The organism is Ancrocorticia populi (genome assembly GCF_003123745.1).
Taxonomy (GTDB): Bacteria; Actinomycetota; Actinomycetes; order Actinomycetales; family Actinomycetaceae; genus Ancrocorticia; species Ancrocorticia populi.
On the sequence record NZ_QETB01000001.1, the window covers coordinates 968,747 to 988,927 of the forward strand.

16 protein-coding genes are annotated in these 20,181 nt (G+C 60.3%); 13 read left to right on the plus strand and 3 right to left on the minus strand.

Going from position 1 to position 20,181, the window contains the following annotated elements; all coding sequences use genetic code 11:
* Nucleotides 1-74 precede the first annotated feature (74 nt).
* Nucleotides 75-1,355, plus strand: a complete 1,281-nt coding sequence (locus tag DD236_RS04500; RefSeq protein WP_109093138.1) for an SLC13 family permease — start codon at nucleotides 75-77, stop codon at nucleotides 1,353-1,355.
* A 2-nt stretch (nucleotides 1,356-1,357) separates the two neighbouring features.
* A complete protein-coding gene (locus DD236_RS04505; protein WP_207785679.1) occupies nucleotides 1,358-1,879 on the plus strand; it encodes a universal stress protein in 522 nt (173 codons plus the stop codon).
* On the opposite strand, the gene DD236_RS04510 is transcribed toward DD236_RS04505, so the two are convergent.
* Entirely contained in the window at nucleotides 1,876-2,424 is a 549-nt protein-coding gene (locus tag DD236_RS04510; protein WP_109093139.1) for a MogA/MoaB family molybdenum cofactor biosynthesis protein, read from the minus strand. The genes DD236_RS04505 and DD236_RS04510 overlap by 4 nt on opposite strands.
* Nucleotides 2,425-2,639: 215 nt before the next feature.
* Between DD236_RS04510 and DD236_RS04515 the strand changes: the two genes are divergently transcribed.
* Genes DD236_RS04515 through narI form a run of 5 tightly spaced genes read left to right on the plus strand, consistent with a single transcriptional unit; the run spans nucleotide 2,640 to nucleotide 10,677 of the window.
* Complete coding sequence (locus DD236_RS04515; protein WP_109093140.1) at nucleotides 2,640-4,004, plus strand: nitrate/nitrite transporter; 1,365 nt, start codon at nucleotides 2,640-2,642, stop codon at nucleotides 4,002-4,004.
* Between the two features lie 14 nt (nucleotides 4,005-4,018).
* Nucleotides 4,019-7,708 carry a nitrate reductase subunit alpha gene (locus DD236_RS04520; RefSeq protein ID WP_109093141.1) on the plus strand — a complete coding sequence of 1,230 codons (3,690 nt, stop codon included), beginning with the start codon at nucleotides 4,019-4,021 and terminating at the stop codon, nucleotides 7,706-7,708.
* Nucleotides 7,708-9,243: a nitrate reductase subunit beta gene (gene narH / locus DD236_RS04525; RefSeq protein ID WP_109093142.1), complete on the plus strand. Its 1,536-nt coding sequence runs from the start codon at nucleotides 7,708-7,710 to the stop codon at nucleotides 9,241-9,243. Before DD236_RS04520 ends, narH begins: the two co-directional genes overlap by 1 nt.
* Nucleotides 9,236-9,910, plus strand: a complete 675-nt coding sequence (narJ, locus tag DD236_RS04530; RefSeq protein ID WP_207785680.1) for a nitrate reductase molybdenum cofactor assembly chaperone — start codon at nucleotides 9,236-9,238, stop codon at nucleotides 9,908-9,910. Before narH ends, narJ begins: the two co-directional genes overlap by 8 nt.
* Complete coding sequence (gene narI / locus DD236_RS04535; protein ID WP_109093144.1) at nucleotides 9,907-10,677, plus strand: respiratory nitrate reductase subunit gamma; 771 nt, start codon at nucleotides 9,907-9,909, stop codon at nucleotides 10,675-10,677. The genes narJ and narI overlap by 4 nt, the downstream gene beginning before the upstream one ends.
* Here the strand turns inward: narI and DD236_RS04540 are convergent.
* Nucleotides 10,674-12,521 carry an acyltransferase family protein gene (locus DD236_RS04540; RefSeq protein WP_109093145.1) on the minus strand — a complete coding sequence of 616 codons (1,848 nt, stop codon included), beginning with the start codon at nucleotides 12,519-12,521 and terminating at the stop codon, nucleotides 10,674-10,676. The genes narI and DD236_RS04540 overlap by 4 nt on opposite strands.
* A 591-nt stretch (nucleotides 12,522-13,112) precedes the next feature.
* On the opposite strand from DD236_RS04540, the gene DD236_RS04545 reads away from it, so the two are divergent.
* The 4 genes from DD236_RS04545 to DD236_RS04560 all read left to right on the plus strand — a co-directional run bounded on the left by DD236_RS04545 (nucleotide 13,113) and on the right by DD236_RS04560 (nucleotide 17,753).
* Complete coding sequence (locus tag DD236_RS04545) at nucleotides 13,113-13,394, plus strand: HU family DNA-binding protein (RefSeq protein WP_109093146.1); 282 nt, start codon at nucleotides 13,113-13,115, stop codon at nucleotides 13,392-13,394.
* Between the two features lie 143 nt (nucleotides 13,395-13,537).
* A complete protein-coding gene (locus DD236_RS04550) occupies nucleotides 13,538-13,834 on the plus strand; it encodes a DUF3039 domain-containing protein (RefSeq protein WP_109093147.1) in 297 nt (98 codons plus the stop codon).
* Nucleotides 13,831-15,645 carry a DEAD/DEAH box helicase gene (locus DD236_RS04555; RefSeq protein WP_109093148.1) on the plus strand — a complete coding sequence of 605 codons (1,815 nt, stop codon included), beginning with the start codon at nucleotides 13,831-13,833 and terminating at the stop codon, nucleotides 15,643-15,645. Before DD236_RS04550 ends, DD236_RS04555 begins: the two co-directional genes overlap by 4 nt.
* A 350-nt stretch (nucleotides 15,646-15,995) precedes the next feature.
* Nucleotides 15,996-17,753: an HNH endonuclease signature motif containing protein gene (locus DD236_RS04560; RefSeq protein WP_109093149.1), complete on the plus strand. Its 1,758-nt coding sequence runs from the start codon at nucleotides 15,996-15,998 to the stop codon at nucleotides 17,751-17,753.
* Here the strand turns inward: DD236_RS04560 and DD236_RS04565 are convergent.
* Nucleotides 17,750-19,105: a nicotinate phosphoribosyltransferase gene (locus DD236_RS04565; RefSeq protein WP_109093150.1), complete on the minus strand. Its 1,356-nt coding sequence runs from the start codon at nucleotides 19,103-19,105 to the stop codon at nucleotides 17,750-17,752. The two genes, DD236_RS04560 and DD236_RS04565, sit on opposite strands and share 4 nt — an antisense overlap.
* Before the next feature lie 58 nt (nucleotides 19,106-19,163).
* On the opposite strand from DD236_RS04565, the gene clpS reads away from it, so the two are divergent.
* A complete protein-coding gene (gene clpS, locus DD236_RS04570) occupies nucleotides 19,164-19,457 on the plus strand; it encodes an ATP-dependent Clp protease adapter ClpS (RefSeq protein WP_109093151.1) in 294 nt (97 codons plus the stop codon).
* On the plus strand, nucleotides 19,454-20,179 hold the full coding sequence (locus tag DD236_RS04575; protein ID WP_109093152.1) for a DUF2017 family protein: 726 nt from the start codon (nucleotides 19,454-19,456) through the stop codon (nucleotides 20,177-20,179). Before clpS ends, DD236_RS04575 begins: the two co-directional genes overlap by 4 nt.
* Nucleotides 20,180-20,181: the final 2 nt, after the last annotated feature.

The following is a 20,181-nucleotide window of genomic DNA, read 5'->3' on the forward strand; positions in this document are numbered from 1 at the left end:
TTTCAAGGACGTGCTGGCTCTGGACAGGCATTGACAAGGCTTCTGGGGCGGCCGGACTATTGGACGTGTCTGTCATGAACAACGCGATGGAGTGGTTTTCGATTGCTCTTCTCATCGCTGTCTTAGTCTTCGCCGTGGTGCGCCCGAAAGGGCTTCCAGAAGCGGTTGCGGCCGTGCCGGCGGCACTGTTGGTGGTGCTTGTTGGAGCTATCGATTTGGCAACTGCCGGTGACGAGGCGCGCACTCTTGCCCCGACCGTAGGATTCTTGGCCGCAGTACTTGTGTTGGCGAATCTTGCCGAAAAGGAAGGGCTCTTCCTCACGGCGGGGCAGCTGATGGCATCGGGTTCTCGCGGCGATCCCAAGCGGCTCTTGACGCTAGTGTTTGTTGTGGCCTCGCTGACCACGGCAGTACTCAGCTTGGATGCGACTGTTGTTCTTCTGACGCCCGTTATTTTCACTACCGCTTCACGGCTGGGAATGCGGCCGAAACCGCACGTATACGCCACCGCGCATCTTGCTAACTCTGCCTCCTTGCTGCTTCCGGTATCCAATCTGACGAATCTGCTGGCTCTCAATGCCTCGGGTCTGAGTTTTGGTATGTTCGCCGCGGTGATGGCCGTGCCATGGCTGGTCTCGCTGGCCATTGAGTATTGCGTGTTCCGCTGGCAGTTCAGCGGCGATCTGGGGCTCCGTGTTGGTGATGGTGGCAACGGCGGCACCGGCCAAGGAGATCGGATAGAAGTACCTAAGTTTGCCGTTGCGGTGGTGGCGCTGACGCTGGTGGGTTTCGTCCTGTGCTCGCCGCTGGGAATTGACACGTTCTGGGCGGCGCTAGTGGGCGTTGTGTTGCTCGCAGCCAAGCGACTCATTGTGGGTGCAGAGCCGCGGGGCGGGCAAGTGGTTGACCTACTCAAGTCAATCAACGTCTGGTTCATCCTCTTTGTTCTGAGCCTCGGGATTGTGGTCCGGGCCGTGGTGGATAATGGACTTTCCGATGCGTTAAGCAATGTCCTGCCGGAAGGAACGAGCCTTCTTTCGATGCTCGTATTGGCCTTTATAGCCGCCCTTCTCGCAAACATTGTCAATAACCTGCCCGCTGTTCTGGTGCTGCTGCCGCTGGTGGCCAATGCGGGGCCGCCAGCGATACTCGCCGTGCTCGTGGGAGTTAATATCGGGCCAAACCTGACCTACGTTGGATCTCTGGCCACCTTGCTCTGGCGAAGAATCCTCGCGGCTCGTGACCAAGAGACGGAAGTTACGGAGTTTACTCGGCTCGGGCTATTCACCGTTCCGGTGAGCCTCGTGGCCTGTACGTGTGCCCTGTGGGGCGCTACTCAATTGATGGGAGTATAAAGATGAGAGTTGTGGCATGGGTTGCCCCCGGAACGTGGAACACAGTGGTGGATACGGCAGCGCGGCGGCCAACGGAAGATGAGATCACGCTCGTGGCGGCGGCCGATACGCAAGAGAACATCCCCTCGGGTATTCTCTCGGGACTTATGGGGCGCGGCCACGCTCCTGGACACCAGTACTACGACAAGCTCAGCAAGGACGCTGCTCAGGATCTACTGGATAAGGCATACAAGGCTATACGGCGTGAGGCGGAAACCAAGCTTGTGGTGGGGCGCACCGAACGTGTTGTTACTGAGGCCTGCGCGGATGCGGACCTGTTGATTCTTGCCCGGGATGGCGATAGGTCGCGCCTTGGACCTAACAGCATTGGGCGCCATACCCGCTTTGTTATTGACCATGCCCCGTGCACAGTAGCACTGTTGTGGCCGGGTGAAACGCCTTCGCTTGATTCAATTCCTGAAGAAATCCCGGCGGAAGAAGACCCGGCAAACCTGCCACACGAGCGCGATAAGCGGAAGAGCTAGTCCTGATCGTCCAGCTGCTCGAAGATGTGCGGGAGCAGCTTGCACACCACTGCGAGCGAATCCTTGACGCCGCCTCGCGATCCTGGCGCGTTAACGATGAGGGTGCCTCCCTTGCCACGGTGCGTGATGCCCACGAGTCCGCGGGAGAGTGAGGCGAGCGGGGTCTGAGTGAGGCCGTGCTGGCGAATCTCCTGAGCGATGCCATCCATCGTTACGTCGAGGAACGGTGCCGTCGCCTCCGGCGCGACATCTCCGGCCGAGATTCCGGTACCGCCAATGGTGAGGAGGAAACGGGTCCCTTCGTTGAGAGCTTCGTTAATTGTGGCGACGACGGCCGAGTAGTCCTCACGCGCGTACTTGAGGAAGCTCCGGGTTTCGCCGGCGTGCGTACGGTTCACATGCACGCGGTTTTCCTCCAGAAGTCTGAGTGCTAGTGGGCCCGCGGTGTCCTCTCGTTCACCATCGAAGATCGCATTGTTAATGACGATGATGGATCCAGCGATGTCGCGATCCATCTCGCGCATGGGACGCTCGGCCGGGGACATACTGCTGCCTCTCTGTCTGTTGATTCTAGTGAACTGCGCTCGTCGCCGTCCCAAACGTGGAAGCTATTTGCGAAACAAAAGTCTCACGTAAATAAGGGCAGAAACTAGGGCATTCAAGGTGATTCACTAGAGAAATCACCCTAAGCTGAGGGTAGCAAATAAACACGGGCTATAGCTTGTTAAATAAATCTACCCACAAGGGATCAGGAGTCAGCATGGGTGTCAGTGCAGACGAATCTTCTGAGCAGAAGCTGCCAGAACTCGATACGTCGGGACATGTGATCGTTGGGTGGGATCCCGAAGATCCGCAGCGGTGGGATTCGAAGGTAGCGTGGAAAACCCTCATCGTTTCCACATACTCGTTGTTCCTTGGGTTCTGCGTGTGGTTTATGGTTTCCGCCATCGCGCCCAAGCTCAACGAGATCGGTTTCGATCTATCGTCCGCGCAGCTCTACTGGCTCACCGCGATGCCCGGCCTGTCCGGAGGCCTTCTCCGCTTAGTCTTCATGGTTCTGCCTCCCATTCTGGGAACGCGGATGCTGGTGGGGCTGTCCTCGCTGCTCTACATCATTCCCATGGTTGGGTGGTTCTTCGCCGTTCAGGATACGAGTACATCGTTCGGAACATTGATGTTGCTCGCGGTATTGTGCGGAATCGGCGGTGGAACCTTCTCCGGCTACATGCCTTCTACTGGATACTTCTTCCCGAAGCGGCTCTCGGGGACTGCGCTCGCGATCCAGTCGGGAGTGGGAAACCTCGGCATGTCCGTGATCCAAATTATCGGGCCGTGGCTCATGGGATTCGGACTGTTCGGCATCACCTTCATCGCCCCGATGCGAGGTGATGAAGGGGCGCTGTGGGTTTTCAACGCGGCGATCTTCTTCGTTCCATGGGCCATCGTGGCGGCGATTCTGTCCTTCTGGCTCCTCAAGGACGTTCCCGTCAAGGCAAATATCCGGCAGCAGTTGGACATCTTCGGCAATCAGAACACATGGTACATGACGCTGCTATACGTCATGACGTTCGGAATCTACTCCGGGCTATCCGCCCAGTTTGCGCTGATCATCAACAGCACATTCGGCAACGATTCCCAGTTTGCTGAACAGGGACTCACTGGGCTGCCGTCGGGCGTCACCTATGCGTTCCTCGGCCCGCTCATCGGCTCTATTGTCCGCGTGATCTGGGGGCCACTGTGCGATAAGTTCGGCGGGGCAATCTGGACGTTTGTGTCCGGGGTTGGTATGACAGCCACGTTGGCGCTGTGTGCGGCGAACCTCAACCCGTCCAACCCGGACCAGTTCACGCCATTCCTCATCGGGATGCTTGCCTTCTTCGTGTTCGCCGGGATCGGCAACGCGGGAACGTTCAAGCAGATGCCCATGATCATGCCGAAGAGGCAGGCGGGCGGGGCGATCGGCTTCACGGCCGCCATCGCGGCGTTTGGGCCATTCTTTGTTGGTATGGCACTGGCCAGCTTCAGTGTCCAGTCCTTCTTTATCGGTTGCGTCATCTACTGCCTCGCCTGCTCGGTGTTGTGCTGGGTGATGTACGCACGCAAGCACGCACCCTTCCCGGGTTAATTCAAGGAGTCACGATGAGTTCTGAAACTTCACTCTTCACGCTCGGTGCTCACCTGCGTCAAGGCGAGGCATCGGGAGATGCGCGCCAGCTCTTCTTGCAGGGTGGGCGGCAAGCCGATGCGTTCTATCGCCAGCGTTTTAGCCACGACAAGATCGTGCGTTCAACCCACGGGGTGAACTGCACGGGTTCATGTTCGTGGAAGGTGTACGTCAAGGACGGGATGATCACGTGGGAATCCCAAGAGGTTGACTACCCCACAACTGGTCCGGACATGCCCGAATACGAACCGCGAGGTTGCCCGCGCGGGGCCGCCTTCGCGTGGTACGAGTATTCGCCAACCCGCATCCGCCACCCATACGTGCGCGGCAAGCTGCTGGACCTCTACCGTGCCGCAAAGAAACGCACGGGTGATCCAGTCCTCGCCTGGCACGAGGTAACAAGCGATCCTGAGCAGGCGCGCGCATACAAGTCCGCCCGCGGCAAGGGTGGAATGGTGCGCACCACGTGGCAAGAGGCCACGGAGATCGTGGCCGCCGCCCACGTCTCTACCGTTAAGGACTTCGGGCCGGACCGCGTGGCTGGCTTCTCCGTGATCCCCGCGATGTCCATGGTCTCCTACGGCGCCGGCTCACGCTATTTGGAACTCATGGGCGGCTCGATGCTGTCCTTCTATGACTGGTACGCGGACCTCCCTCCCGCCTCGCCTCAGGTGTTCGGCGATCAGACGGATGTGCCGGAAGCCGGCGATTGGTTCAACTCCGATTACCTCATGCTGTGGGGATCCAACGTTCCCGTCACGCGCACGCCGGATGCTCACTTCATGACCGAGGGACGCTACCACGGCCAGAAGGTTGTGGTGTGTTCGCCGGATTTCGCCGATTCCACCAAATTCGCCGATGAGTGGCTCCGTGTGCACCCCGGGACGGATGCCGCCCTTGCCATGGCAATGGGACATGTGATTCTGAGCGAATTCCACGTGAAGCGTCAGGAGGAGTTCTTCCTCGATTATATGAAGCGTCACACGGACGCGCCGTTCCTCATCACGATCGAGACTGAAGATGACGGCCAGTACACGGCCGGGAAGTTCCTGACGGCCTCGGATATGGGCGGGGAACTCGCCGCTAGCGAAAGCGCCGAGTATCGCCTCCTCGTGATGGATGAGGATGGCAGTGTCAAGGACCCAGGTGGCACTCTGGCCGATCGTTACGGGGACGCTGGGCAGGGCAAATGGAACCTCGATATGCCCGGGGTGGATCCGGTGATGTCGCTCTACGCGGATGGAGGCGAATCGGTTGAGGTGTCCCTCCCGCGCTTCGATCTGGTGGGCGAATCGGGGCCGGGCACCATCGGCGCTGGCGTAATCAAGCGGGGAGTTCCTGTTCGCCGCGTGGCTGGCAAGCTCGTCACCACCGTGTACGATCTTTTGCTTGCCCAGTACGGCGTGGGGCGCGACGGATTGCCAGGGGAGTGGCCTTCGGGGTACGACGATGCCTCGGGTCTGGGTACCCCGGCCTGGCAGGAAGAGCTCACGGGCGTTCCCGCCGCTGCGGCCGAGCGGATTGGGCGCGAGTTCGCCCAGAGCGCTCTGGATTCAGGCGGACGCTCCATGATCATCATGGGCGCGGGAACCAATCATTATTTCCATTCGGACACGATCTATCGGACCATGCTGGCGCTCACGTCCATGTGTGCGACTCAGGGAGTTAATGGTGGAGGCTGGGCACACTACGTGGGCCAGGAAAAGGTTCGGCCCATCACCGGCTGGCAACAATACGCCATGGCGCTAGACTGGTCGCGCCCACCCCGCCAGATGATTTCTACCGGGTTCTGGTACCTCACCACAGATCAGTGGCGGTATGACGCTGGCCGGGTAGAGCGAATCTCCTCTCCACTGGCCCGCGGAGAACTAGGCGATATGAGCTTCGCCGATTCGCTGGTAGAGGCCACCCAGCGCGGCTGGATGCCCGGGTATCCGCAGTTCGATCGCTCGTCGCTTGACCTAGCGGACGAGGCGAAGGAAGCTGGTCTCGCTCCGGGCGAATACGTGGCGCGGGAGCTGGCCGAAGGCCGCCTTCACTTCGCGGTGGAGGATCCGGACGCGTTCCAGAATCATCCGAAGGTTCTCTTCAACTGGCGCACCAACCTGCTTGGATCGTCGGCCAAGGGCACGGAGTTCTTCCTGCGGCACATGATTGGTGCCGATAATGATGTTCAGGCTGAGGAACTGCCGGAGGGAGTTCGTCCCGAACGCATGGCGTGGCGGGACGAGGCTCCGGAGGGAAAGCTGGACCTGATGGTTACGGCGGACTTCCGCAACACGTCCACAACGCTGCATTCGGACGTGGTGCTGCCAGCGGCAACGTGGTATGAGAAGCACGATATTTCCTCTACGGACATGCATCCCTTCGTCCACACCTTCAATCCTGCTATCGCCCCGCCATGGGATGCGCGCACTGACTTCGAGCTATTCGGCGAGCTGGCCGAACTCTCCTCGCAGCTGAGCGTCAAGCACCTAGGGGCGCGTACCGATCTGGTGGCCGCACCGCTGGGGCACGATAGCCCCGATGAGCTGAACACGCCTCACGGCGTGGTGCCAGACCGGGAGAGCGCGGGCTGGGTCCCCGGTGTCACCATGCCGAAGATTATCCCGGTAAAACGCGATTACACGAAGATCGCTGAGAAGTTTAACGCGATTGGGCCGCTCCCCGAAAAGGTCGGGATGGCAACCAAGGGCGTGGCATTCCAGCCCGCCGCCGTGGTGGAGGATCTCGGTAAGAGAAACGGGCTGATCGATACTTCGATTGGTCAGCGCCCGGCAGTGGACACGGCTGTGAAGGCAGCGCAGATGGTGCTCTCACTTTCGGGTACCACGAACGGCAAGCTCTCGGTTCAAGGATGGAAGAACCTCGCCCAGCGAACGGGCCATGACGCCTCGGAGCTGGCCGCTGGCGACGAGGAGAAGCTCATCACGTACGCGGACATCGTCTCCCAGCCCAAGGGCGTGATTACCTCGCCCGAATGGTCCGGTTCCGAGCATGGCGGTAGGCGCTACACCGCTTTTGCCGTGAACAAGGAGTACTCCAAGCCGTGGCATACGCTCTCGGGGCGCATGCACTACTTCATGGATCACGATTGGATGCGCGAGATGGGCGAACAACTCCCGGTATTCCGCCCGCCGGTGGATCTCATGCATTTGTATGGCGAGGCGGCACCGGGCCAAGTGTTGGAGGACGGAAGCGGCGGTGCCGAGGTCTCGGTTCGCTACTTGACCGTCCACAATAAGTGGGCGATCCACTCCCAATATTACGACAATCTGCACATGCTCACGCTTGGCCGAGGCGGGCAAACCGTGTGGATGAGCCCGCAGGATGCGGAGAAGATCGGGGTGCGCGATAACGAGTGGATCGAGGTCCACAACCGGAACGGCGTGGTGAGCGCCCGCGCCATCGTGTCCCACAGAATGCCCGAGGGCACGGTGTACATGTATCACGCGCAGGAGCGCACGATGGGAACCCCGCTCAATGAGAAGACGGGCAAGCGTGGTGGCACGCATAACTCGCTCACGCGCATCCTCATCAAGCCTTCTCACCTCATCGGTGGGTACGGGCACTTCACATACGCATTTAACTACATCGGCCCAACCGGAAATCAGCGTGATGAGGTCGCGATGATCCGGCGCCGCAGCCAGGAGGTGACGTTCTGATGAAGGTCATGGCGCAAATCGCGATGGTCATGAATCTGGATAAGTGCATTGGGTGCCACACGTGTTCCGTGACGTGTAAACAGGCGTGGACGAACCGCGAGGGCACGGAATACATGTGGTTTAACAACGTGGAGACCCGCCCGGGCGTTGGGTACCCGCGGCGTTGGGAGGATCAGGTAGAAAATAAGGGCGGCTGGGTCCACAAGGCCAATGGCAAGCTTGTCCCCCGTCAGGGCGGGCGTCTCAAAGGCCTCGCGAACATCTTCGCTAACCCGAATCTTCCCGAGATGTCCGATTACTACGAGCCGTGGACCTACGAATATGAGAAGCTGCTTTCGGCCCCAAAGGACTCCTCGGCACTCCCTGTGGCCCGTCCCAAATCCCAGATGACGGGTGAACACATCAACGCTCCCGAATGGGGACCGAACTGGGATGACGATCTGGGTGGCTCGCTGGAGACCATGCAGGACGATCCGGTGATTGCGGCCTCGGGCGCTGAGGTGAAGGCGCAGATCGAAAACGCCTTCATGTTCTACTTGCCACGGATCTGCGAACACTGTCTGAACCCCACCTGCGTCTCCGTGTGCCCCTCGGGTGCGATGTACAAGCGCAGCGAGGATGGCATCGTCCTGGTTGATGAAGATAAGTGCCGCGGCTGGCGCATGTGTGTGTCCGGATGCCCCTACAAGAAGGTTTACTTCAATCACACCACCGGTAAGGCGGAGAAATGTACGCTGTGTTACCCGCGCCTTGAGATTGGGGAACCGACGGTATGTTCGGAAACGTGTGTGGGGCGCCTACGGTATTTAGGTGTTCTTTTGTACGACGCCGACCGTGTGGGAGAGGCGGCCGCCACTGAGCGCGATGAGGATCTCTATGAGGCTCAGCGTCAGATTCTGCTTGATCCCCGTGATCCCGAGGTGATTGAGGGGGCGCTCGCGGAAGGCGTGCCGCGCAGCTACATTGAGGCCGCGCAGGAATCGCCGATTTACAAGCTGATCCATGAGTATCAGGTGGCGCTCCCGCTACACCCGGAGTACCGCACGCTGCCGATGGTTTGGTACGTTCCGCCGCTCTCTCCGATCGTGGATGAGGTGACAGCTTCCGGTAACGATGGAGAGGACGGCAAGATCCTGCTCACGGCGATTTCGCGGATGCGTATCCCGCTGGAGTATCTGGCCTCGTTGCTGGCGGGCGGCAATCTGGCCGTGACGGAGAAGACTCTGAGGCGCCTAGCCGCGATGCGTTCCTACATGCGCGATATTCACCTCGGCGGTGAAGGGAACGAGGAGATCGCCGCCGCCGTGGGCATGACGGGCGAGGAAATTGAGGCGATGTATCGTCTCCTTGCGATCGCCAAGTATGAGGATCGATACGTTATCCCCAACGCCCATCCGGAGATCGAGCGCTCGCTCGATGATTTCCGATGCTCGTTGGATGGAACCGGCGGCGTGGGCATGGGCGGCCCGGGCTTTTCGGGCAACAAGGTGATGGTGGAACTCCTGCCGCGGCGTCCAGGAGGAACCAGTGTCTAACCGAACTCGCCCACGCTTTTCCAAAGCGGTCCCACCTGACGCTACCTATGTTGAACTCCCGATGGAAGCGCGGCGGCAGGTGTTGATGGCGGCCTCACTCCTTCTGGACTATCCGGGAGCAGATTTCTCGCGGCGCCTTGACGCGGTGGAAGAGAGTAGTTTTCCTGCGCCGGTCGCGGCGTGCTTTTCCCGCTTTTGCGATTGGGCACGGGAGGCAGGCCAGCGTGGCGTGGAGGTGTCCTTCGTGGCAACCTTCGATGAGCGGCGCAAGTGTGCCCTTGAGCTCTCCTACTACGCGGTGGGGGACACGCGGCAGCGTGGTCAGGCGCTGTTGGCCTTTCGGGAGCTTTACCGCAGGGCCGGATTCGAGCAGCTTGGCGGCGAGCTTCCCGATTATCTTCCTGTGGTGCTCGAACTTTGCGCCAAATGCGAAGATCCCGCTGTAACGGACGTGCTGCCAGCCCACCGGGACGCTCTCGAGGTGCTGAGAACGGCACTCTTTCAGCTTGATTCCCCGTGGGAATCGATTCTCACCGCCATTTGCCACGTGCTTCCTCCGATCGAGCAGGAAGCCAAGCAGCGCTATCACAACCTCATTCGGCAGGGCCCACCGAGCGAACTCGTGGGTATCACTGACCTACCATTTCCTACGAAGGCACGATCATGAGCACTCTAGATATCGCACTGTGGGGCGTGTTCCCATACGTGGCGCTGACAGTTTTCATTGTGGGAATCGTTTGGCGTTGGAAAACCGATCAGTTCGGTTGGACTAGCCGATCCTCCCAGTTGCATGAGTCGAAGATCTTGAGGTGGGGCTCCCCGCTCTTCCACGTGGGTATTATCTTCGTGTTCCTTGGGCACGTCTTGGGCGTGCTCATCCCGAAGAGCTGGACAGAGGCGGTTGGCGTCTCCCAGCACACGTACCATCTGGTGGCTACCGGAGCCGGGGCGGTTGCCGCGGTCATGGCGATTGCTGGGTTCGTACTTCTCATGATTAGGCGCTTTAAGTATCCGAGTGTTCGCCGCAAGACCACCCGAAATGACAAGGTCATGCTGCTCCCGCTGACGATTCCGCTGTTGCTCGGCGCCTTCGCCACCTTCCACCACCAAGTGTTCGGCGAAGAGGGCGGGTATGACTACCGCGAGACGATCTCTCCGTGGCTGCGTTCTATCTTCACCCTGAACCCGAAGATTGATCTCATGTTGGGCGCCCCGCTAGATTTCCAGCTTCACGTGATTGCAGGTATCCTCCTGATCGCGATCATTCCGTACACGCGACTCGTCCATATGTTCTCGGCACCTATCGGCTACGTGACCCGGCCCTACATCGTGTACCGCTCGCGCGATGCAGCCGTCAGCACGCGGGATCGTGCTCGCGGGTGGAGCCCGGTTGGCGAAGGAACCGTGAACGGCGATCCCTCCGAAGGGGCCTAAGAATGCTGATCCGCTAGCTCCTCGAAGGCAGCTTGAACGGTTTCGGCAAAGAGATCTGCGCCCGCTATATTGGGGTGGGTCTGATCCGGCTGGAGCATATCCGGATTCGCGCTCGCGGCGGCATGCCAATCAGCAATAATCGCGTTGGGGTAGCCGTCCACGATGTCGGCCAGCAGTTCATTCGCAGGCGTGACGAACGTCGAGGTGCCGTAAATATTCACCACAACGATCATGCGATTTGGGCCGAGCATATCAAGGACGTTGCGGACAACTTGTTCGTCAGGGACTCCGGCGTTCGTTCCGAAGTCGATGATGATGGCTCGGCGCACAGTTTCGGCATCGAGGTTTGCCCGCACGATCTCCTCTGCATCCTTCCACTTCCGATTGGACTTTGCGTCCAACTGGATATCGGGGAACTGGCGGGCGAGTCCGCCAGAGGCGGTAACAAGGAGCGAATCGCCAAAGCCCGTGATTTCATTGCCCTCTGGTACCGAGAAATCGGCTTCAGGATCTCGCGTGTAAGTGGCTGTATCATCCGATGGTGCAGCACTCGGGGGCGAGACAAAGCTGGACTCGCCCTCCTGAATGGCAGCTTGCGCGGAGGATTTGGCGGGAGCGGTTGCGATTCCTACCACGGTGCAGACGATGAGCGCCGCAACAAGTCCGGCGGCGATTCTGGGTGCCCGTCGCGTTCCCCGAATGGCCCCAATGCTGTCGGTGGTGCATTGACGGAATCCGCGCGTCCGCACGGGCTGTTCCACGGTCTGGTAGGACCATCCAGCGGTGAGTAGCGTTAGCACGAGGGCGAGCGCGCGTACGGTCCAGTTCATGGCGGAGTCCGGAGCAGCCGCAGGCAGAAGTGCCGTCAACATGAGGAAAATGGGCCAGTGCCACAGGTAGATGCCGTAGGAGCGCACTCCGATCCACTCAACCGGCCGTGCCTCAGCGAGGGAAAGCAGGAATCGATTCTCAGGGAGCAGTGAGGCGATGAGGATTGCGGTCAGGAGGCATGCGAGGAAGAGCCCGCCGCGGAACGTGAAGGTGGAGTTCTCGTCCAACGTAACCATCAGGGTCACGATTCCAACGGCCGATCCGAGTGCAATAAGCGGTGAGAATTGAGTGAACGCCGGATGGTCAAGCCATCTTGTGCCCGCCCAGATGAACGCGAGAGTGACACCCAGAAGTAAGCCGAAGGCGTGGGTGTCCGTGCCGTAATACACGCGCGTGACATCCTGGCCCGGCGTGACCAGAATTCCCATGAGAAGTGCAGAGAGGACCGCGCCTCCACCAGCGACGGCGATGCGTTGAGTCCAGTTCCTCGTGAACGCCATGAGCGCGATGAACAGCAGTGGCCACAAAAGATAGAACTGTTCTTCAACCGCGAGCGACCAAAAGTGCGCAAAAAGCTGTGGCGAGGTCCCCGCGAAATACGAGGACCCAGCAGCGATCTCCACCCAGTTCGTCGAGAAGGTGAGAGCGCCGATTGTTTGGCGAAAGATTCCCACTAGCAGATCGTTGCCAAGAATCAGGCCGCCCGTAACTGAAACGATCACCGTAAGGAACACCGCTGGCAGGAGGCGCCTAGCCCGGCGCAGCCAGAAGTGGGCAAGATCCACCCCACCCTTGGATGCACGCTCGCGAATCAACAGCGAAGTAATCAGGAAGCCCGAGACCACGAAGAAAATATCAACGCCAATGAAGCCACCCGGAAGGGAGGCAGGCCGCAAATGAAAGATCAGCACGGCAACCACCGCGAGCGCACGCAGCCCATCGAGTCCGCGAATTCTCTGTGGACGTCGAATCGTGCGGGTTCGCCCCGCCATAGATCGCACGCTTTGGCTCATGTCCCAAGGCTATGAGGTAGCAGCCGGATTGCCCTTGGGTACGCGCCGCGGAAGGTCAAAACTCCCGTGATTTGCCGCGCACAGCGCCGTTTCAGCTCACGGCGAACCTTGGAAAACTATGGATATCGGGCCGGTTGTGTGCCGCCTCCACCCACCACGCCCGCCGGCGAGTCGCGTACCTACGCCGTTTCCGGGCCACCAGACTCCATGGAGAGTCGCGCTAAACCGAGCCACATTAAGCATCCCCGCCTATTGTCTTGTTACATAGCGGAGAAAGCCTCGGAATCACGCCGTTTCACGCCTCAACGCTGCGAACTGAAGAAACCGCCTCAGAAGAAGACGCGGAGCGGGCTGTGGAAAGATTCAGCAGTCACAATGGCCCAAATTGCCGAGAACTCGCGGCACGTCAGCGTTCCATGAGCTCGCAAGATGTGGCAGTATGCAAGGTGTCCAAGGCTTCGCTTGCAACGAAAACTGGCGGCCTTTAAGGAAACCCGTCGTGTATCGATGCAGAAGTTTTGGACATTTTCGGATAGATTCTTCCCAGTGGCCCACACGGGTCCTTGATCCTAGATAACGAGAGGTATGGGAATGTCCCTTAACCGCACTGAGCTAATTGCCAAGATTGCCGAGAAGGCAAACCTTTCTAAGACTGATGCAGATAAGTCAGTTGCCGCTCTTCAGGAAGTGCTCGTCGAGTCCCTGTCCAACGGCGAAGCCGTGAAGATCACGGGCCTCATGGCCGTTGAGCGCACTGAGCGCGCCGCCCGCAAGGGCCGCAACCCCCGCACCGGCGAAGAGATTCAGATCCCCGCCGGTTACGGTGTGAAGCTGACTGCTGGTTCCGCCCTCAAGAAGGCTGTAGCCAAGTAAGTACAAACGTGAGTTAAGAGGGCCCGGCACATGCCGGGCCCTCTTTGCGTACGGGAGGGTACGTCGTCGTCGCCAAAAAACCTGCGGACTTTGACACACGCGTCGGCCTTGGGAACTTGGGCCGATCCTCCTACACTGGCTCCATGAGCACTTCGTCTCCGGAAGAAACTGGCGGTTCAACAGAACTCCTTGAGCGCACCGAGGAACAGCGCGCTCCGGGGGATGAGGAGCGCTACGCCCATTACGTGCGCAAGGAGCGGATCACCGAATCGGCCGTTGAGGGCCAGCCTGTGGTTGCCCTATGCGGCAAGGTGTGGACCCCTACGCGAAACCCGGACAAGTTCCCGGTGTGCCCAACGTGCAAGGAAATCTATAATCAGATGAAGAACGGCGGCCAAGGTTGGCCCTTCGATTCTGGTGTTCCGGGAAGCGGTAAGTGAGCGCGCGGACGCCGCGCACTGATCTCAATCCAAAATCGGCATCGGTTCATGCTGCCGAAAGCCTCCCTCCGGCCTTCCCCGAGCGGGCCGCGTGGGGGACTGCGGGATCACTGCGCGCTTGGCAGGCTGAAGCGCTCGAACGTTACCTGGCGAAGTCCCCGCAGGATTTCCTCGCGGTAGCAACGCCCGGGGCCGGAAAAACTACCTTCGCACTGCGCATCGCCACCGAACTTCTGGCAGCCGGGACCGTTCGCAAGGTGACGGTAGTGTGCCCAACCGAGCATCTGAAAACTCAGTGGGCCGAATCGGCTGCGCGCGTGGGCATCCAGCTAGATCCAGACTTCACCAACGCGCAGCGCGAAGAGGGCGCGTTCTTTGATGGTGTGTGCCTGACGTACGCACAGGTGGCCGCGAACCCCGAGCTGCATCGCTCGCGGACCCGGCGGCGCACTACTCTTGTTATCCTGGACGAAATCCATCACGGAGGCGACGCCCTCTCCTGGGGCGACGGCATCCGCACCGCCTTCGACGCCGCCACCCGGCGCCTGTCCCTGACCGGCACGCCCTTCCGCTCCGATACCTCCCCGATTCCGTTCGTGGAATACGCACCGGGGCCGGACGGCGTTTCGCGGTCTCAGGCCGATTACACCTACGGCTACACCGAGGCCCTGCGCGATGGGGTAGTCCGCCCCGTCATGTTCCTTAGCTATTCCGGGCACATGCGCTGGCAGACCAAGCAAGGGGACGTCGTGGAGGCGACGCTGGGCGAGCCGCTGACGAAGGATATGACGGCGCAGGCTTGGCGGACGGCACTCAACCCCGTAGGGGACTGGATTCCGGCCGTTTTGCAGGCCGCTAACGATCGGCTCACCACCATTCGAGGGTCGGTTCCTGATGCGGGCGGGCTGGTGATCGCGTCCGATCAGAAGAAGGCGCGGGCGTATGCGGCGCAGCTTGAGGCGATCTCGGGGGAAAAGCCGGTTGTTGTGCTGTCCGACGATTCCGCGGCATCAGGGCGGATCGCCGAGTTTGCCGCGGGGGATTCGCGTTGGATGGTTGCCGTGCGCATGGTGTCCGAAGGCGTGGACGTCCCGCGGCTGGCCGTGGGGGTCTATGCCACGTCCGCTTCCACTCCGCTGTTCTTCGCTCAGGCCATCGGGCGCTTCGTGCGCGTGCGGCGGCGTGGGGAGACAGCTACGATCTTTCTCCCGTCCGTCCCCCAGCTCCTGGAGCTTGCGAACGAGATGGAAAAGTCCCGAGACCACGCGCTTCAGAACCCCCACAAGGACGAGGATGGTTTGTGGGACGACGACGAATTGGCCCGCGCCAATCGCGACGAAAAGGCGTCTGATCAACTAGCGCTGCCAGGGTTCGAGGCGCTCGAATCCGATGCTGCCTTTGACCGGGCGCTGTTCGATGGCGGCGAATTCGGATCCATGGCCGAAGTCGGGTCTGACGAAGAGGCCGATTTCCTCGGGATTCCCGGGCTCTTGGAGCCTGATCAGGTGACCACTTTGCTCCGCCAGCATCAGGCCAGCCAGTCGAAGCGCCAAGGTGGGGCGCCGAAGTCGGGTGCGGGGTCCGGCGCGGCCGGCGTGCCGGAGCTGAGCGAAACCCAGCGGCGGCGTAAAGCTCGCAAAGAGCTATCTGGCCTCGTTTCGGCGTGGGCACGAAAGTCCGGGGAACCTCACGCCCAAGTTCATGCCGAGCTGCGGCGGATCTGCGGCGGTCCCGAGGTTGCTCGGGCATCCTCAGAGCAGATCGAGGCTCGGATCGAGCGCGTGCGGCGCTGGTTTGTGGGCCGGAAGTAGGATTCCGTCGCGTTCCTTAAAGGTTGGCGTCCCAGTACGTAGGTGAGGCTGCCACGAAGCTGGTTCGGTGTATGGGACAGGTGGGCCCGCCTATCTGTATGTGAAATCGAGACTGGCTACTATGTGCCGAAATTGCTGAGGGAACGGACGCGGTCCCGCCTGGCGTTTGGGTCCCAATTGATGGGAAATAACGCGTAGTCGAAACGTGTTACACATCACAGTTAGAATGCTGTCGTTTTGCCCTTTCTGAGAGAAAAAGGTGTGGGAGGCGCCCGATAGGCTCGATGTATCAAACAGGACTTCGAAGGCGTTGTTTTCGAAGCTGATACATCAGAAAGGTGGTGAAAGTGATGACAACGTTGTTCGATGTAGAGCCAATTTCTTTAGAGCACCAAACACCTCCGGAAGTCTCGGCTTGGAGCGATCCAGCATCGCGCGGTCTGCCGTTTATGGGCAGTAATACTGCTGATGCAAATGGTCCGCTGCAGGGCGGCTCGGAAGGCTCGGGCTGTGCGGAGCTTGCGGATGCGCTGGCACGGGTAACCGCGCGGTGTCGTGGGACGCGGGTCTCGGTGGCCGGGCTTGAGGAAGCGGCGAGCCTGTTGACGGCGGTCAAAGAGGCGAGCCGTTGCCTGGATGGGATCAAGCTGTCGGCAATCGCGCGGATAGATGAGCTGCAAACGCGGCAGGCCGAGGCCAGCGTGGATGGCAGAAAGCCGCCGCTTCCTGGCAAGGAACGGACGCTTGCGGACACCCTGACCAGCGGCGGAATGCAATCACAGGCCCAGACGGGACGGGAGATGAAGCAGGCTCGGGCATTCTCGGCCTTCCCTCTCTTCGGTGAAGCAATCGAGAAGGGGCGTCTGTCGGATGCCTATCTGGATGTTCTCACCTCTGTGATTAGGCCGCGCCTCAAGGAGCGAGCACAGGAGGATGAAGCGGCGCTACTAGCGATCGCACTCAATGAGCCTGTTGAGCACTTCAAGAAGGGCGTGAAGTCTTGGGTTGTGAAGCAGCAGCCTGCTCGCGCCGAGGCTGAGGTCAAGAAGGAAGCGGCCCAAGAATCGTTTTCTGTCTTTCCTGACGGGAACGGATATCGCTTGTCTGGGTGGCTCGCTGGCATGAACGGAACTGCTCTGAAGCAGGCGCTCCGCGACATCGTAGGCGTGCCCGCCAAAGACGATTATCGCCACCCGAAACAGCGGGACGCCGAGGCCCTGATGGGTCTAGTTTTCGGTGCGGCGGGGAGCTCCTCCCAAATTGGCACGGCGGCCGGGTCTGGTCAAGATCGGGATTGCGCTGGTAGCACACCACTTTCGAACGGCACCATCGCTCGGCATGAGATCCTTGTGCACGTGCCCTTCTCCACGCTGGTTCAGACTGAGAAGGCCATCGAACGCGGATGTAAGGAGCTGGAGCGAAGCACCGGCGCGGGTTCGCCTCCGGCAGAAGGTGTACTTGGCGGTGCCGGCCAAGGGGCTGGTGCAGATTCTCGGTCTGGCGGGCGGCTCCTGTCCGATTCGATGGCTCGGGCTGATTCGGGCATCTATTCTTCCGGCGATGCCTGTGCAACCACAGGTGTCGGGCTTGGGCGTCGCGGGGAGTGCCTCGATCAGCGCCCGCAGCAGGAAGCTGATTTGGGTGGTGTTCTCGCAATGATTCGCGCGGGGATAGACGGTGACATGCTCGAAGGGTTCGCCCCGGCAACGCTTCCGGATGGCAGCCCGTTGGCGCCGAGCCAACTGGCCCGGCTCATGTGCGATAGTCACATGACACGCTTCGTCGTTAATGCTCGCGGGGAACCTCTGGACGTGTCTTACAGGCAGCGATTGTTTAGCCAGCGGCAGGCAAAAGCGGTTGTGGGACGTGACCGGCACTGTCAGTTCCCCGGATGCACACGGGGTCCGGAACAAGGGGAGATCCATCATGCCCAAGAATGGGAGAAGGGTGGCGCCACCGTTATCGACAACGCGGTGCTGCTATGTTTTGCCCACCACGCCGTGATCCACAGGGAGCAGATCACGATCGCGCATCACTTGGGTGGCTTCGTGTTTACCGGTAAAGACGGCAAGCGCGTTGGTACGAGTAGGACCCGAGCGAACCTTTAGTCGTCTCCCTCGAAGATATCCACGAGTTTGGTGGGGACCGCGGGTTCGCCGCGGGAGAGGCGCCAGCCATCGTAGGGCAGTTCGGCCCGCGAGGCGTCGTGGCGTTTCGCAGCAGCCGCGATGGCTTCCTTGCCGACGAACTCTTGGTTAACCTCTCCGCCAGAGACGAGCTTGTGCTGGAGTGGGCGCGCTCCCGAGCGGTCGAGGTAGGCGAGGCCGTCCTCCCAGCTTTGGGCGGAGACGATGAGCTCTTGGGCGGAATGGCCCTTCTCGTCGCGCACACGGCCGGCAACCTTGAGTCCGCCCACGCTCTTCTTGTTTGAGGAGGCTTTGGCTACTTCGTGCATCTGGCCGTCGTCGCCTTCGCGGGCGACGAGTTTGTAGACCATTTCTGCGGTGGGATAACCGGAGCCGGTCACCAGTTTGGTGCCAACCCCGTAGGAATCGACCGGTGCTGCACCCAATGCCGCGATCGAGAATTCGTCGAGGTCGGAGGTGACGGTGATTTTCGTCGTCGTCGCCCCTAAATCATCCAACTGTTTGCGGACTGTGAAAGCTTGGGCAATCAAATCTCCGGAATCGATACGGACGGCGCCGAGTTCGCCACCGGCGCCTCGGGCGGCGGCAACGGCGCGCTCTACGCCGCGGGGAATGTCGTAGGTGTCCACGAGCAGGGTGGTGCCAGCGCCCATCGTGGCGATCTGGGCAGCGAACGCTTCTTCCTCGGACTCGTGGAGGAGAGTGAAGGAATGGGCGGAGGTACCAGCGATGTTGAGGCCGTAGGTGCGTCCAGCTTCAACGTCGGAGGTGCCCATGAAGCCGGAGATCACCGCTGCGCGTGCCGCGTGGATAGCCGCACTTTCGTGGGTGCGACGCGCACCAAACTCGAGACACGGGCGTTCGCGGGCGGATGCCGTCATACGCGAAGCGGCGGTAGCTACGGCCGAATCGTGATTGAGGATGGAGAGGATGAGGGTCTCAAGCATACAAGTATCGGCGAAGGTTCCGGTGACGGTGAGGATGGGGGAGTGGGGGAAGTAGCATTCGCCCTCGGCGTACCCGTAGATGTCCCCGCTGAAGTGGTAGTTTGCCAGCCACTCCAAAGTGGTATCCGAGACAATACCGATGCCAGCGAGATAATCGATCTCTTCGGTCCCAAAATGAAACTTCTCGATAGCCTCGAGAACGCGTCCCGTACCGGCAACAACGCCGTAGCGGCGCCCGCCGGGAAGCCTCCGTGCGAAGGCCTCGAAAACGCTCATGCGCCCGGCGCGCCCTGATTCGAGCGCAGCATCAAGCATGGTCAGTTCATACATATCGGTGAGCAAAGCAGTGCTCGCGCCTTCAGTCATGTGCAATAGTTTAGCCCGCGCCACTGTTATCCGCCCGCGAGGTCGCTAGACTGACGGCGTGAACTCCCAGCCATCGGGGGCGCCAGCCCCAATACCCGCCCCATCAGAAGAAGCCAGTCACGACTGGCGGACCGTTGTACACAACGATCCGGTGAACCTCATGAGCTACGTCGAGTGGGTTTTCATGAGCTACTTTGGCATGCCCAAGGACCGCGCCAACACCCTCATGCTCCAAGTTCACGAGCAGGGCCGCGCGATCGTATCCCGGGGTGAGCGCGAGCAAATGGAAACGGACGCTCAGGCGATGCACCGCTTTGGCTTGCAGGCCACGATTGAGGAGGACGCTGAATGATTGCTTTTCACATCGAACGCGGTGGCTATGTAGCGCGGGCCGATTCAACTGAGCGGCGCCTCATGCGGGGATTGGCCTCAGACGTGGGGACGATGCTGGGGATCTCTATCACGGACATCATTGAGAAGCGTCGTGAGTCCGCTGAAGCTGATGATCTTCTGGCGCTCTACGAAAGCGAACTCACCGAACTCGAGGGCCTTGAAGCACAACTTCGTGAGGAAATCGGTGAGGGAGGTAGTGCAAACCCTGACTCGAGTGAGTGGAGCATTGGATCCGAGCGTGATCGGGAAGCGGCGATTCCCATGGACGAAGCCATTGCTCGCCTGCTGCCAGACATGTCCGAGGATCCGGAGCTGGCACGCTCTTTGCGAGCCAAGACGCAAGATTCTTTGGCCGCCGAGAAGGCTGAGAACTTGGCAACGTTTTTTGATTCTCTTGATAACGATAATGACGTGGTGTGGGTGGAAAATGAACGTACCACGGCGTGGCTAGCTGCGGTGAATGACATTCGAATTGTACTGTCTTCGCGGCTCGACATCGTGGACGAAGCCAGTTCTGAAGCCGTTTACACGCGTGCATCATATCTAACTGGAGAAGAGGCGGCCGCCGAAGGCCGTGAGATCGAGGATGAGGACGATTTACTCGCCGTGCTCTACGCGATGTTGACGTGGTGGCAAGAGTCACTGCTGATCGCTGTGGGGATTAAGGCGCGGCGTCGCTAGAG